The following is a 13,948-nucleotide window of genomic DNA, read 5'->3' as shown; positions in this document are numbered from 1 at the left end:
GGCTCGGCTACAAAGACTTGCGGAGATTCACTGCGGGGATCTTCAGCGCTTCGCGGTATTTGGCCACCGTGCGGCGTGCGACCACAAAGCCCTGTTCGCCCAGCAATTCGGCGATGCGGCTGTCGGAAAGAGGATTCCTGGGGTCTTCGGCTCCTATCAGTTGCTTGATCAGCGCGCGGATCGCCGTGGATGAGGCCGCGCCGCCCGTCTCGGTGGAGACGTGGCTACCAAAGAAGTACTTCAACTCGAAAGTACCCATTGGCGTGGCCATGTATTTGTTCGTGGTCACCCGGGAAATGGTCGACTCATGTAAACCGAGTGTATCGGCTATTTCCCGCAAAACCAAGGGGCGCATTGCTATTTCGCCGTGCGAAAAAAAGTTCTTCTGACGCTCCACAATTGCCTGCGCAACACGCAGGATCGTATCGAATCTCTGCTGGATGTTCTTGATGAGCCACCGCGCTTCCTGCAGCTTCTGCTGCAGCCCCGCGGCACCCGCTTCACCTTTTGCACCGCGCAAAATCTGCGCGTACATGTCGTTGATGCGCAGGCGTGGCATCACGTCCGGATTCAGCTGTGCAATCCATCCGCTGCCGCTCTTGCGCACGAACACATCCGGCACCACGAAATCCGCTTCCGGGCGGCTATACGCATGCCCTGGGTACGGTGCCAGCGAGCGGATCAAGTCGTGCGCGGCCTTTAATGCAATTTCGTCAACCTGCAGCGCTTTCTTTAGGCGCGTGTAATCCCTGACGGCAAGCAGTTCGAGATGGCGATTCACGATGGACAGCGCCAGCTCGCGCTGCGGATGCTGCAGGCGTTTCAGTTGCAGGCTCAGGCATTCCGCGGCATTGCGTGCGCCCACGCCGGGCGGATCAAAGCTCTGCAGCAGCGTGAGCATCGACTGCACTTCCTCCACTTCGAATTCGAGTTCCTCGGGGAGTTCCGAGAAAATTTCCTCCAGTGATGCGCTCAGGTAGCCGTCGTCATCGAGCGATTCGATCAGGAAGATGGCCAGGCCCTTGTCGCGCGCAGAAATCTTGAGCGGCGTCAGTTGCTCCATCAGGTATTCGCGCAGCGTGGGATCGGCATCGCGCAACTGCATCGGCGTCTTTTCGTCTTCGTCGCCCTGGGGACGACGTGCGAAGTCGTCGAGGCTCCAGTCGTTGCCGTAGTCTTCGCCGCCGCTGTCGCTGAAACCTTCTTCATCGCCACCTGCTGCATTCTCCTGGCGGTCGTCGCCATTGCCCTGCGGCTCGGCCGGTGCCGGCGCCGGGGCGCTCTGCAGGTTGACCGAACCGTCGGCCGCCACGCGCAGGGGGCTTTCGATCCAGTCGTTCTCGCGTTCAAGCAGCGGGTTTTCCGTCAGCGCCTGTTCCACTTCCTGTTGCAGTTCGAGCGTGGAAAGCTGCAGGAGCCGGATCGACTGCTGCAGTTGCGGCGTCAGGGCCAGATGCTGGGAGAGACGGAGCTGAAGCGAAGGTTTCATGCGACCTATTCTATGCGCATCTTTCCGTTGTTGGAACGGAATTTGCTACAACCTATCGCTTCTGCTTCCTGATCGGAAACGGCTTTGGAAAAGCCGACGGCAAGTGCGGTAAAAATGACCTGCCTGGAGGGGAGGGCCGCCGATGCGGCCCGGCATCACATGCGGAAGTTTTCGCCCAGGTAGACGCGTCGCACGGACTCGTTGGCGATGATTTCCTCGGGCTGTCCGGCTGCAAGCACGGTGCCTTCGCTGATGATGTACGCGTGGTCGCAGATGCCCAGCGTTTCACGCACGTTGTGGTCGGTGATCAGCACGCCGATGTTGCGCGCCTTCAGGAAGCTGACGATGCGCTGGATTTCGCCCACGGCGATCGGGTCCACGCCGGCAAACGGCTCGTCCAGCAGGATGAAGCGCGGCGACGACGCCAGCGCGCGTGCGATTTCCACACGGCGGCGCTCGCCACCCGACAGCGACAGCGCGGGGTTGTTGCGCAGGTGGGCAATCTGCAGGTCGTCGAGCAGCGAATCCAGGCGGCGGTCGATCTCGGCCTTGCTCAGCGACTTGCCGTTTTCCACCTGCAGTTCCAGCACGGCGCGGATGTTCTCTTCCACGTTGAGCTTGCGGAACACCGAGGCTTCCTGCGGCAAGTAGGACAGGCCCATGCGCGCGCGCTCGTGGATGGCCAGCCCGCTGATGTGCTGGTCGTCCAGCACGATGTCGCCTTCGTCCAGCGCTACCAGGCCCACGATCATGTAGAAGGACGTGGTCTTGCCGGCGCCGTTCGGGCCCAGCAGGCCCACCACTTCGCCGCTCTTCACGTCGAGCGATACGTCCTTGACCACCGTGCGGGTGCCGTAGCGCTTCTTCAGGTGACGCACGACCAGCGTGCTGCTGTCGGTGCGGACGGCGGAGGCGGGTGACGAGGCAGAGGCGGCGAGCGTGGCGGTATCGTTCATCAGGACTGGCGTATTCGGATCGTTAAGGCTTGGGCGGCGTGGACGGCTTCAGGTCCAGCGGTGCGCCGGACGCGGCCGGGGCGCTGGCGTCGGCACGCGGCGACAGCACGGCGCGCACGCGGCCCGACGGGTTGCCGGTCGTGGTGTTGTTGTCGCCGCCGGCGGCCGTGTAGTACTCGTTGCGGCTGTCGTAGGTAATCACGGCGCCGCGAATCTCGTCGATGACCTTCGCGCCGGCGCCCGACACGCGTGCTGCACGGGCATGGCCGATCAGCTTGTTGATCTCGGACTTGCCGTCGTATTCGATGCGGTCGCCCCAGCCATCGATGTACTCGTCCACGCCGTCGCGCTTCTGGCGGATATAGGCCTGGCGCCCGGGCTTGGACGTGGCGATGGCGTACTGGTAGCCCTCGGGGTCGGTGCGCAGCTCCGCCGCATCGGACTTCAGCACCATCGTGCCCTTGGTCAGCACGACGTTGCCGGTGAGCGTGTAGATCTGCTTGACGTCATCGTAGCTGGCGTTGTCGGCCTCCAGCACCAGCGGCTTGCCCTGGTCCGCGCGTTCGGCGAAGGCCGGCGAGGCCAGCGTCAGGCCGAGGGCGGCAATGGCCGCCAGCAGGGCGGGCGCGAGGCGGCGACAGGACGATGTCGTCAGGGATGCGGTCATGTTTGGCGAATGGTGAGATATGGACGGCGGCCAGGATGCCCCGGGGCTTGTTACGCCCCCCGGGGTCACTGGGTCCTGGCTTGCCCCTGCGGCGAATTCATGATGATGGTGCCGCGCACGTTGCCCAGCAATTGTACTTCGCGGGTGACGTTATTGAAGATCATGCCGTTGGCGGTCATGACCGACGGGCCGCGCGTGAGCTGCACCGACTTGTCGGTCTTGACGATGTCGTCGTTGACCAGCAACTGGAAGTATTGCGACGCCGCGGTCATGCGCGGGTCCTTCGACGGGTCCGGTCCGGCCTGCCGGATCACGAACGCATTGCCATACAGGTCGATCACCGAACCTTCGGAATTCATCACGCCCCGGTCGGAGTTGGCCGTCACGGGCGGCCGGTCCGGCTCGTACGAACGCATGGCCGGCGTGGTGACCTCGTAGGTCAGGTCATCCTCGAAGTGCACCATCTTCACGCCGGTGAAGCGCAGCTTGGTGGTGCCGTCCTCGGCCAGTTCGGTGGCCGAGAAGCGCTCCATCCAGTAGTCGGGCTCGTGGCGCTTGGCGCGCGACTGGTCGCTGCTCTCGTGCGGCGAGTTCAGCTGCACCAGCCAGAACGTGCTGCCGGCGACGATGGCCATCAGCAGCAGCGGCAGCAGCCGCATGACCATGCCGGTGAGTCTGGACAGGAATTCCGGCATCGTTCAGATGACCTTGGCGCGCGTCAGGTCATGGATATGGAGCGCGCCCACCAGGCGGCCGTCGCTATCGACGACCAGCAGCTGGTTGATGCGGTTCGTTTCCATGATCTGTACGGCTTCCACGGCAAGCTGGTCCTGATGCACCGTCTGCGGCTTGCGGTGCATGACGTCGCCGATGGGCACGGTCTTCCAGTCGCGCGGGGTTTCCAGCAGGCGGCGCAGGTCGCCGTCGGTGAACACGCCCACGGCATGGCCGTCGGGGTCTACCACGGCGGTCATGGCCATGCCCTTGCGGGTGATTTCCATCAGGGCCTGGGCCAGCGGCGTGCTTTCGCGCACCTCCGGCACGGCATTGCCCGTGCGCATGACGTCGCGCACGTGGGTCAGCAGCTTGCGGCCCAGCGCGCCGCCCGGGTGCGAGCGGGCGAAGTCTTCCTCGCCAAAGCCGCGTGCGTCGAGCACGGCCACGGCCAGGGCGTCGCCCAGGGCCAGCGCGGCCGTGGTGCTGGCCGTGGGGGCCAGGTTCAGCGGGCAGGCTTCCTGCGCGACGGCGCCGTCCAGGTGCGCGTCAGACAGCTTGGCGAGGTTCGATTCGGGATTGCCGGTGATCGAGATCAGTCCGGCGCCGATGCGCTTGACGATCGGCACGATCGACAGCAGCTCGGCGGTCTCGCCGGAGTTGGAGAAGGCGATCAGGACGTCGTCGCGGGTGATCATGCCCAGGTCGCCATGGCTGGCCTCGGCCGGATGCACGAAGAACGACGGCGTACCCGTGGAGGCCAGCGTGGCGGCCACCTTGCGGCCGATATGGCCGGACTTGCCGATGCCCGAGACGACCACGCGCCCGGTGCAGCCGAGAATCATCTCGACGGCCTTGGTAAAGGCGGGCGTCAGGCGGCCGGCCAGCGCCGCAACGGCGTCGGCCTCGATCTGGAGAGTGTGGCGGGCGAGCGCGAGTGCTCGATTCGCATCGAAATTGGCTATCATGGCGCTGGAGTATACCAACGAATGCGATGGCGTCTGGCCCGGCTACCCGCTCGGCTGCCGTGACGACTGCCGCGCTTGCCGTCTTTTGCCGGCGGGGTGCAGATGCCGGCTCGGCGCGCGTGCCCGGCTGGCGTTTTTGAAGCCTGCCGAATGCATTCTCCGCTGGAACTGACCCTTGTGCTGCTGGCCGCCGCCGTCTTTGGTGTGGTGGCCTTCCGCATGCTGCAACTGCCGCCCATGCTCGGGTACCTGGCGGTTGGCATCCTGATCGGCCCCCACGCGCTGGGCCTGGCCAGCGATACCGGGCAGACCAAGTACCTGGCGGAATTCGGCGTGGTCTTCCTGATGTTCTCGATCGGCCTGGAATTCAGCCTGACCAAGCTGCGCGCCATGAAGCGGCTGGTATTCGGCCTGGGCGGCTCGCAGGTGGCGCTGTCGATGCTGGCCGTGATACCGGCCAGCTGGCTGTTCAGCTGGGCGTTCCCGCTGTCCTGGCAAGCCTCGGTGGCGCTGGGCGGCGCGCTGGCCATGTCGTCGACCGCCATCGTGGTCAAGATGCTTTCGGAGCGCATGGAGCTGGAAAGCGAGCACGGCCGCAACATCATCAGCGTGCTGCTGTTCCAGGATCTGGCCGTGGTGCCGCTGCTGATCATCATCCCGGCGCTGTCGCGAGACCCCGGCGACCTGGCCGTGGCGCTGGGCCTGGCCACGGTCAAGATCGTGGTGGCCCTGGGCCTGATCTTCTTCGTCGGCCAGCAACTGATGAGCCGCTGGTTCCACATCGTGGCGGCGCGCCGGTCGCAGGAACTGTTCATGCTGAACCTGTTGCTGGTGACGCTGGGCATGGCCGCGCTGACCGAGCGGCTGGGCCTGTCGATGGCGCTGGGCGCCTTCATGGCCGGCATGCTGATCTCCGAGACGCCGTACCGCCACCAGGTGGAAGAAGACATCAAGCCGTTCCGCGACGTGCTGCTGGGCCTGTTCTTCGTCACCATCGGCATGCTGCTCAACGTGCGCGTGGTGATCGACCATATCTGGCTGGTGCTGGGCCTGCTGGTGGTGCCGATCCTCTTCAAGCTGGTGCTGATCACCGGACTGGCGCGCCTGTTCGGCTCCCGCCAGGGGGTGGCCATCCGGACCGGGCTGGGGCTGGCCCAGGCCGGCGAGTTCGGCTTCGTGCTGCTGAACCAGATCGACGGCATGGGTCTGGTAGACCCGGTGCTGATCCAGGTGATCCTGGCGTCGATGCTGCTGTCGATGCTGGCCGCGCCGTTCCTGATCCAGTACAGCGACGCCATCGTGCTGCGATTTGCCGCCAACGAATGGCTGATGCAGTCGCTGAACATGACCCGCATCGCGGCGCAGAGCCTGCAGACCGAAAAGCACGCCATCATCTGCGGCTATGGCCGCAGCGGCCAGAACCTGGCGCACATGCTGGAGCGCGAGGGCATCACTTATGTGGCGCTGGACCTGGACCCCGACCGCGTGCGCGAGGCCGCGGCGGCGGGCGACACCGTGGTCTATGGCGACGCGGGGCGCCGGGAATCGCTGATTGCCGCCGGTATCCACCGCGCGGCGCTGGTGGTGGTGACCTACGCCAATACGCCATCGGCCGTGAAGGTGCTGCATCACGTGCAGGAGCTGGCGCCGGCCATGCCCGTGATCGTGCGGACCGTGGACGACTCGGAGCTGGACACGCTGCAGAAGGCGGGCGCCACCGAGGTGGTGCCAGAGATCATCGAAGGCAGCCTGATGCTGGCCTCGCACGCGCTGGTGCTGCTGGGCGTGCCGATGCGCCGCGTGGTGCGCGGCGTGCAGCAGGCGCGCGATGCGCGCTACAGCCTGCTGCGGGGCTACTTTCACGGTCGCGACGACGAGGAAGACATGGTCGAGCGCGATACGGTGCGCCTGCACTCGATATCGCTCGGACCGGAACATACGGCCGTCGGGCGCCGCCTGGGCACGCTGGGACTGGAGCGGATCGGCGTGGAAGTAACCGCCGTGCGCCGTCGCGGCATCCGCGCCTTCGACCCGCAGCCCGAAACCGTGCTGGAACCGGGCGACATCATCGTGCTACGCGGGACGCCGGAGGCGCTGGAGTCGGCGGAGGAACGGCTGGTGCGGCAGTAGTGCCGCGCCCCGGTTGGTTTGCTCCCCTCTCCCGCAACGCGGGAGAGGGGCTGGGGGAGAGGGCCAGCGGCTCAAATTTCGACTTGTCTCGAATTGAAGCGCTATGCCCTCACCCCCGACCCCTCTCCCGCAAGCGGGAGAGGGGAGTTTCCTCCTTGGCGGGGGCTGGTCTGCCGATCCACCCACGAAGCAGGCAAATCATTCAGCACGGCCCGTGCGTCGAGCGATCCAATCGCCACATTCGTATCGGCCGGAATCCGCCCCTCGTTCTGCAGCAACAAGTAACGCATGCAGCACACGCGCAGGAATGACGCGAAGTTGGCCGTCAGCGAAGCCTCGCCGCGGTGTTCGGCCAGTTCGTCGTGCAGCCGCGTCAGCAACTGGTTAACGGTCAGCGCGTCGCGCTGCGCCAGTTCCTCCAGCACTTCCCAGAACAGGGTTTCCAGCCGGATGCTGGTCGCCACACCGTGCAGGCGCAGCGACCGCGACTGGGTCTGGTAGGAGTCCGGATTGGCCCGGATAAAGATTTCACACATGCAGGCTCCCGTGCGGCGCGGCCGGGCTGGCCGCGTTCGGAAGCCTCTACTCTACGATCCGGGTTCCCAGCACGGCAAGAAACTGCGCCATCCAGGCGGGATGTGCCGGCCACGCCGGTGCCGTCACGAGGTTGCCATCGGTGTGTGCCTGGTCCACGGGGATATCGGCGTACTTGCCGCCGGCCAGCCGCACTTCCGGGGCGCAGGCCGGGTAGGCCGAGCAGGTGCGGCCTTCCAGCACATCGGCCGCCGCCAGCAGCTGGGCGCCGTGGCAGACCGCCGCGATCGGCTTGTTGGCCTGGGCGAAGTGCCGCACGATCTCGATCACGCGGTCATTCAGGCGCAGGTATTCGGGGGCCCGGCCGCCCGGAATCACCAGCGCGTCATAGCTGGCGGGGTTCACGTCGGCAAACGTGGCGTTGAGCGTGAAGTTGTGGCCGCGCTTCTCGGTATAGGTCTGGTCGCCCTCGAAATCGTGGATGGCCGTGGCGCAGGTGTCGCCGGCCTTCTTGTCGGGGCAGACCGCGTGGACCGTATGGCCCACCATCTGCAGTGCCTGAAACGGCACCATGGTCTCGTAATCCTCGGCAAAATCGCCGACCAGCATCAGAATCTTCTTTGCCATCGCTGTCTCCTGTATGGTTACGGGTTGCATCAGTGCCCGGGGTAGCCGGGTCATTGTGCGGCGGCCCCGGGCGGCGTGGGTGGTAACCCGTTACCGCATGACGCGTGGGCCGCACGATCTATATCCAACCTGATTCCCCCATGGCAGATTCCATCATCCAGTCTCCCGATCTCGGCGATGTCACCGGTTACCTGCGTGACCGCATCCGTACCGTGCCGGACTGGCCCCAGCCCGGCGTGCAGTTCCGCGACATCACCCCGCTGCTGCAAGACCCCAAGACCCTGCGCGTGCTGATCGACGTCTTCGTGCATCGCTACATGGACCAGCAGCTCGACCTGGTGGCCGGCATCGACGCGCGCGGCTTCATCCTGGGTTCGATCATCGCGTACGAGCTGAACCTGGGCTTCGTGCCGATCCGCAAGAAAGGCAAGCTCCCGTTCCAGACCGTGGCCGAGGAATACGAGCTCGAATACGGCAGCGCCACCGTGGAAATCCATGCCGATGCCTGCAAGGCCGGCGACCGCGTGCTGCTGATCGACGACCTGATCGCCACCGGCGGCACCATGATGGCCGGCCGCAAGCTGCTGGAACGCCTGGGCGCCACCGTGGTGGAAGGCGCGGCCATCGTCGACCTGCCCGAACTGGGCGGTTCCAAGGTGCTGCACGCCAGCGGCCTGCCGCTCTTCACGGTCTGCAAGTTCGAGGGGCATTGACCCCGGCGCAACGATTCCGATGCCGCCCTGCCACAGGCGGGCGGCGTCAGACCCCGTCCAATTGCCCCGTGTGACAGCGCGGCGCATAATGCCCCATTGATAACAACGCGATGACCGGGCGGCACGCCTCCGCTTGCAGCTGGCACCGGTCACAGAGGGGCGCACAATGGGCGTACTGCTTCATCTTCTTTCTGGCGTGGCGCTCCTGGTCTGGGGCACCAATATCGTCAAGGTCGGCATCCTGCGCGTGTATGGCGCCAATCTGCGCCACGTGCTGTCCGTCAGCGTGTCCAACCGCTTCAAGGCATTTGCCGCCGGCCTCGGCGTGACCGGGCTCGTGCAGAGCAGCAATGCCACCGCCGTCATCGTCAGTTCGTTCGTGGGCCAGGGGCTGATTGCCGTGGCGCCCGCGCTGGCCATCATGCTGGGCGCCAACGTGGGCACCGCCGTGATGGTGCAGGTGTTCTCGATGGACCTGTCGTGGCTGTCGCCGCTGCTGATCTTCGTCGGCGTGATCCTTCACCTCAAATGGAAGGGCAACAAGCCGGGCCACGTCGGCCGCGTGCTGATCGGGCTGGGCCTGATCACGCTGGCGCTGGAGCTGATTTCGATCGCCACGCGTCCCGTGGTGCAGGCCGCCGGCGTCAAGGTGCTGTTCGGCACGCTGACCGGCGATGCGGCGCTGGACATGCTGATCGGCGCCTTCCTGACCATCCTCTGCTATTCGAGCCTGGCCGTGGTGCTGTTCTGCGGCGCGCTGGCGTCGGCCGGCGTGGTGTCGATCCATGTGGCGCTGGCGCTGGTGCTGGGCGCCAACCTGGGCTCGGGCATCTCGGCCTTGCTGACCACGTCGGGCAACAACCAGCCCGGCAAACGCGTGACGCTGGGCAACCTGCTGTCGCGCCTGCTCGGCTGCGTGATCGCGCTGCCGCTACTGACCCAGGCCGAGGAACTGCTGGCCCATGTGGATGCTGACCCGCAACGGCTGATCGTCAATTTCCACCTGCTGTTCAACGTGGCGCTGGCCGTGCTGCTGATTGGGGCCACGGGCCCGTTGGCGCGGCTGTGCGAAACCATCCTGCCGGGCCGCAACACCGGCGACAGCCAGGTGACGCCGCGCCACCTGGACGCGGCGGCGCTGTCCACGCCCACGCTGGCGCTGTCCAATGCCGCGCGCGAGGTGCTGCGCATCGGTGACCGCGTGGAACAGATGCTGGACAACCTGCTGCGCGTGCTGCGTACCAATGACCTGAAGCTGGCCAACGCCACGTGCCGCATCGACAACGAGGTGGACGACCTGTACACCGCGATCAAACTCTACCTCACGCAGATCAGCACCGAGGCGCTGGACGAGCACGACGGCCAGCGCTGGACCGAAATCATCTCGCTGACCATCAACCTGGAGCATGCGGGGGACCTGATCGAGCGTGTCATCGTCGACGCCCGCGAGAAGAAGATCGCGCACAACCTGTCGTTCTCCGAAGCCGGCATGCAGGAAATCGCCGAGATGCACGCCCGGGTGGTCAGCAACCTGCGGCTGGGTTTGTCGGTGTTCCTGACTGGCGATATCCGCAGCGCGCAGCAGCTGATGGCCGAGAAGGCCAATTTCCGCGACCTGGAACGCAAGTACGCGCGCTCGCACCTGCAGCGCGTGGCCGTGCAGACGGCCGAGAGCATCGAAACCAGCTCGCTGCACCTGGACGTGATCAGCGAGCTGAAGCGGCTTAATTCGCTGTTCTGCGCTACCGCTTATCCTGTGCTGGAGCAGGCCGGCCTGATGAACCGGAGCCGGATGAAGGAAGACACGCCGGAGAAGATCGGGGATGTAGCGGAGGCGCGCTGAGGGTTGGTTTTTTGTTTTTTGTTTTTGGTTTTTCGGATTTGCTCTCATCTCCCGCCGTGCGGGAGAGGGGAGCTCATAGCAAGGGTCCTAACTCCGAGTTACTTCCGCTTCAACAACGGCTTCAGATACTTCCCCGTAAAACTCGCCTTGCTCGCCGCCACGGCCTCCGGCGTGCCCTTGGCGATCACCTGCCCGCCGCCCGCACCGCCTTCCGGTCCCATGTCGATCAGCCAGTCGGCGGTCTTGATGACGTCGAGGTTGTGCTCGATGATCACGACCGTATTGCCGTGGTCGCGCAGTTTCTGAATCACCTTGAGCAGCAGTTCGATATCGTGGAAGTGCAGGCCGGTGGTCGGCTCGTCCAGGATGTACAGCGTGCGGCCGGTGTCCCGCTTGGACAGCTCCAGCGACAGCTTCACGCGCTGCGCCTCGCCGCCTGACAGCGTGGTGGCGGACTGCCCAAGACGTATATAGCCCAGGCCAACGTCCAGCAGCGTCTGCAGCTTGCGGCGCACCACGGGCACCGCGCTGAAGAACTCGTGTGCCTGCTCGACGGTCAGGTCCAGCACCTCCGAGATGTTCCGGCCCTTGTACAGCACCTCAAGCGTTTCGCGGTTGTAGCGCTGGCCGTGGCAGACGTCGCACGGCACGTACACGTCGGGCAGGAAGTGCATTTCCACCTTGATCACGCCGTCGCCCTGGCACGACTCGCAGCGGCCGCCCTTGACGTTGAACGAGAACCGGCCCGGATCGTAGCCACGCTCCTTGGCCGCCGGCACTCCGGCGAACAGCTCGCGAATCGGCGTGAACAGGCCCGTGTAGGTGGCGGGGTTGGAACGCGGCGTGCGACCGATGGGGCTCTGGTCGACGTTGATGACCTTGTCGAAGTGCTCCAGCCCCTCGATATGGTCGTGCGGCGCCGGCTCGGCCGTGGACCCGTACAGGTGGCGTGCCACGGCGTTGTAGAGCGTGTCGTTGATCAGCGTGGACTTGCCCGATCCCGACACCCCGGTCACGCAGGTCAGCAGGCCCACCGGGATTTCCGCCGATACGTTGCGCAGGTTGTTGCCGGTGGCGTTGGCAATGCGCAGCAGGCGTTCCTCGTCGGGCGCGGCACGCTCCTTCGGCACCTCGATGCTGCGCTGCCCGGACAGGTACTGGCCCGTCAGCGACGCCGGCGACTGCTCGATCTGCTCGGGCGTGCCTTCGGCCACGATCATCCCGCCGTGCACGCCGGCACCCGGCCCGATGTCCACCACGTAGTCGCAGGCGCGGATCATGTCCTCGTCGTGCTCCACCACGAGTACCGAGTTGCCGATGTCGCGCAGGTGCTTGAGCGTGCCGATCAGGCGGTCGTTGTCGCGCTGATGCAGGCCGATCGACGGCTCGTCGAGCACGTACATCACGCCGGTCAGGCCCGAACCGATCTGCGACGCCAGCCGGATGCGCTGCGCCTCGCCGCCGGAGAGCGTGTCGGCACTGCGCTCCAGCGACAGGTAGTCGAGCCCCACGTTGTTCAGGAAGTTCAGCCGCGCGGAGATTTCCTTGACGATCTTGTCGGCGATCTCGCGCTTGGCGCCATGCAGGTTCAGCGTCTGGAACCATGTCAGCGCGTCGCGCAGCGGCAGCCCGTTGATCTCGTAGATCGCGCGCGCCTGTTCGTCCTCGCCAATCTTCACATGGCGGGCCTCGGTGCGCAGGCGCGTACCGTGGCAGACCGGGCAGGCCTGGTTGTTCTGGTACTTGGCCAGTTCTTCGCGCACGGCCACCGAATCGGTTTCGCGGTAGCGGCGTTCCAGGTTCGGGATGATCCCTTCGAACACATGCGAGCGCACCGTGGTGCGGCCGCGCTCGTTGATATAGGTGAACGGGATTTCGGTTTCGCCAGAGCCGTGCAGCACCACCTGCTGCACTTCGGCGGACAGTTCCTCGAACGCAGTCTCGGTATCGAAATCGTAGAACGCCGCCAGGCTCTGCAGCATCTGGAAGTAGAACTGGTTGCGGCGGTCCCAGCCCTTGATCGCGCCCGAGGCCAGCGACAGGTTCGGAAAGGCCACCACGCGCTTCGGGTCGAAGAACGTGATCTGGCCCAGGCCGTCGCAGCTGGGGCAGGCACCCATCGGGTTGTTGAACGAGAACAGGCGCGGTTCCAGTTCCTGCAGCGAGTAGGAGCAGATCGGGCAGGCAAAGCGCGAGCTGAACAGGTGCTCGTGGCCGGTATCCATTTCCAGCGCGATGGCACGGCCGTCGGCCAGGCGCAGCGCGGTCTCGAACGATTCGGCCAGGCGCTGCTTGAGGTCGGCGCGCACCTTCACGCGGTCTACCACCACCTCGATCGAATGCTTTTCGGTCTTCTTGAGCTTGGGCAGGCTTTCCACTTCGTAGACCTTGGCCTCGGCCTCGTGCGCGGTGCCGCCGCCCGAGCGGATGCGAAAGCGCACGAAACCCTGCGCCTGCATCGAATCGAACAGGTCCGAATGCTCGCCCTTGCGGTCAGACACCACGGGCGCCAGGATCATCAGCTTGGTGTCCTCGGGCAGTGCCAGCGCGGCGTCCACCATCTGCGACACGCTTTGTGCCTGCAGCGCGATGTGGTGGTCAGGGCAGTAGGGCGTGCCCGCGCGGGCGTAGAGCAGGCGCAGGTAGTCGTGGATCTCGGTGACCGTGCCCACCGTGGAGCGCGGGTTGTGGCTGGTGGCCTTCTGCTCGATCGAGATCGCCGGGGACAGCCCTTCGATCAGGTCGACGTCGGGCTTTTCCATCAGTTGCAGGAACTGGCGGGCGTAGGCGGACAGCGATTCCACATAGCGGCGCTGGCCCTCGGCGTAGAGCGTGTCGAACGCCAGCGAGGACTTGCCGGAGCCGGACAGGCCCGTGATCACCACGAGCTTGTTGCGCGGCAGGTCCAGGTTGATGTTCTTCAGGTTGTGGGTGCGCGCCCCACGAATCTTGATTTCTTCCATATCCCGTTCGTTCGCCCGGTGGGCCTTGGCCTGCCGAATGCAGACCGGTCCCGCGGAGACTTCAAAGTGCCTTGCCCAACGCATGGTGCCGCCGGTAGACCGACGCCGCGCCTGCCATCCCGCACATGGTTCCGGCCCCGGTGGTGGGACACGTGATGGAACAAGCGCGAGAAGCAAACCTGCTAATATACCGAACTTCGGTTTCCGGGGTTGCCCCGGCGCCAGACGGGCCGGAGACAATGTTGTGTCCGCTGCGGCGCGGACGTCACGGCAAAGCTTGCCGCGTGGATGTCCGGGGCGTGAGACAAAGCCCTTGATCACCGCGCCAGCGACCGAGCCTGACT

11 protein-coding genes are annotated in these 13,948 nt (G+C 65.4%); 3 read left to right on the top strand and 8 right to left on the bottom strand.

From position 1 onward, the window contains the following. Positions 1–7: 7 nt before the first annotated feature. From MFF62_RS15485 to MFF62_RS15465, 5 genes are all read right to left on the bottom strand, one after another. Positions 8–1,489, bottom strand: a complete 1,482-nt coding sequence (locus tag MFF62_RS15485; RefSeq protein ID WP_238264016.1) for an RNA polymerase factor sigma-54 — start codon at positions 1,487–1,489, stop codon at positions 8–10. Positions 1,490–1,644: 155 nt separating this feature from the next. Next, positions 1,645–2,445 carry an LPS export ABC transporter ATP-binding protein gene (gene lptB / locus MFF62_RS15480; protein WP_238264015.1) on the bottom strand — a complete coding sequence of 267 codons (801 nt, stop codon included), beginning with the start codon at positions 2,443–2,445 and terminating at the stop codon, positions 1,645–1,647. A gap of 22 nt (positions 2,446–2,467) precedes the next feature. Then, complete coding sequence (gene lptA, locus MFF62_RS15475) at positions 2,468–3,112, bottom strand: lipopolysaccharide transport periplasmic protein LptA (protein WP_238264014.1); 645 nt, start codon at positions 3,110–3,112, stop codon at positions 2,468–2,470. A gap of 65 nt (positions 3,113–3,177) precedes the next feature. After that, a complete protein-coding gene (lptC, locus tag MFF62_RS15470; RefSeq protein ID WP_238264013.1) occupies positions 3,178–3,807 on the bottom strand; it encodes an LPS export ABC transporter periplasmic protein LptC in 630 nt (209 codons plus the stop codon). Positions 3,808–3,810: 3 nt separating this feature from the next. Then, a complete protein-coding gene (locus tag MFF62_RS15465; RefSeq protein WP_238264012.1) occupies positions 3,811–4,794 on the bottom strand; it encodes a KpsF/GutQ family sugar-phosphate isomerase in 984 nt (327 codons plus the stop codon). A 150-nt stretch (positions 4,795–4,944) separates the two neighbouring features. Here MFF62_RS15465 and MFF62_RS15460 point away from each other — a divergent pair, with 150 nt between their 5' ends. Continuing rightward, a complete protein-coding gene (locus MFF62_RS15460) occupies positions 4,945–6,924 on the top strand; it encodes a monovalent cation:proton antiporter family protein (RefSeq protein WP_238264011.1) in 1,980 nt (659 codons plus the stop codon). 101 nt (positions 6,925–7,025) lie between these two features. On the opposite strand, the gene MFF62_RS15455 is transcribed toward MFF62_RS15460, so the two are convergent. Both MFF62_RS15455 and MFF62_RS15450 read right to left on the bottom strand, forming a co-directional pair. Next, positions 7,026–7,460: a ribbon-helix-helix domain-containing protein gene (locus MFF62_RS15455; protein ID WP_238264010.1), complete on the bottom strand. Its 435-nt coding sequence runs from the start codon at positions 7,458–7,460 to the stop codon at positions 7,026–7,028. 46 nt (positions 7,461–7,506) lie between these two features. Continuing rightward, complete coding sequence (locus MFF62_RS15450; protein WP_238264009.1) at positions 7,507–8,085, bottom strand: DJ-1/PfpI family protein; 579 nt, start codon at positions 8,083–8,085, stop codon at positions 7,507–7,509. Positions 8,086–8,225: 140 nt separating this feature from the next. On the opposite strand from MFF62_RS15450, the gene MFF62_RS15445 reads away from it, so the two are divergent. Together MFF62_RS15445 and MFF62_RS15440 are read left to right on the top strand one after the other, a co-directional pair. Beyond that, complete coding sequence (locus MFF62_RS15445; protein ID WP_238264008.1) at positions 8,226–8,798, top strand: adenine phosphoribosyltransferase; 573 nt, start codon at positions 8,226–8,228, stop codon at positions 8,796–8,798. Between the two features lie 166 nt (positions 8,799–8,964). Then, complete coding sequence (locus tag MFF62_RS15440; protein ID WP_238264007.1) at positions 8,965–10,641, top strand: Na/Pi cotransporter family protein; 1,677 nt, start codon at positions 8,965–8,967, stop codon at positions 10,639–10,641. Positions 10,642–10,739: 98 nt separating this feature from the next. Here the strand turns inward: MFF62_RS15440 and uvrA are convergent, their stop codons facing one another. Beyond that, entirely contained in the window at positions 10,740–13,604 is a 2,865-nt protein-coding gene (gene uvrA, locus MFF62_RS15435; RefSeq protein WP_238264006.1) for an excinuclease ABC subunit UvrA, read from the bottom strand. Positions 13,605–13,948 lie beyond the last annotated feature (344 nt).

Origin of the sequence: Cupriavidus pauculus (assembly GCF_022179805.1) — a bacterium.
GTDB classification, from domain to species: Bacteria; Pseudomonadota; Gammaproteobacteria; order Burkholderiales; family Burkholderiaceae; genus Cupriavidus; species Cupriavidus pauculus_E.
This window is presented reverse-complemented; position numbering and strand designations above follow the sequence as displayed.

What these genes read in the sequence shown, in the direction of transcription:
- MFF62_RS15485 (WP_238264016.1), bottom strand. Translation starts at nt 1,489, where the DNA reads ATGAAACCTTCGCTTCAGCTCCGTCTCTCCCAGCATCTGGCCCTGACG.
- lptB (WP_238264015.1), bottom strand. Translation starts at nt 2,445, where the DNA reads ATGAACGATACCGCCACGCTCGCCGCCTCTGCCTCGTCACCCGCCTCC.
- lptA (WP_238264014.1), bottom strand. Translation starts at nt 3,112, where the DNA reads ATGACCGCATCCCTGACGACATCGTCCTGTCGCCGCCTCGCGCCCGCC.
- lptC (WP_238264013.1), bottom strand. Translation starts at nt 3,807, where the DNA reads ATGCCGGAATTCCTGTCCAGACTCACCGGCATGGTCATGCGGCTGCTG.
- MFF62_RS15465 (WP_238264012.1), bottom strand. Translation starts at nt 4,794, where the DNA reads ATGATAGCCAATTTCGATGCGAATCGAGCACTCGCGCTCGCCCGCCAC.
- MFF62_RS15460 (WP_238264011.1), top strand. Translation starts at nt 4,945, where the DNA reads ATGCATTCTCCGCTGGAACTGACCCTTGTGCTGCTGGCCGCCGCCGTC.
- MFF62_RS15455 (WP_238264010.1), bottom strand. Translation starts at nt 7,460, where the DNA reads ATGTGTGAAATCTTTATCCGGGCCAATCCGGACTCCTACCAGACCCAG.
- MFF62_RS15450 (WP_238264009.1), bottom strand. Translation starts at nt 8,085, where the DNA reads ATGGCAAAGAAGATTCTGATGCTGGTCGGCGATTTTGCCGAGGATTAC.
- MFF62_RS15445 (WP_238264008.1), top strand. Translation starts at nt 8,226, where the DNA reads ATGGCAGATTCCATCATCCAGTCTCCCGATCTCGGCGATGTCACCGGT.
- MFF62_RS15440 (WP_238264007.1), top strand. Translation starts at nt 8,965, where the DNA reads ATGGGCGTACTGCTTCATCTTCTTTCTGGCGTGGCGCTCCTGGTCTGG.
- uvrA (WP_238264006.1), bottom strand. Translation starts at nt 13,604, where the DNA reads ATGGAAGAAATCAAGATTCGTGGGGCGCGCACCCACAACCTGAAGAAC.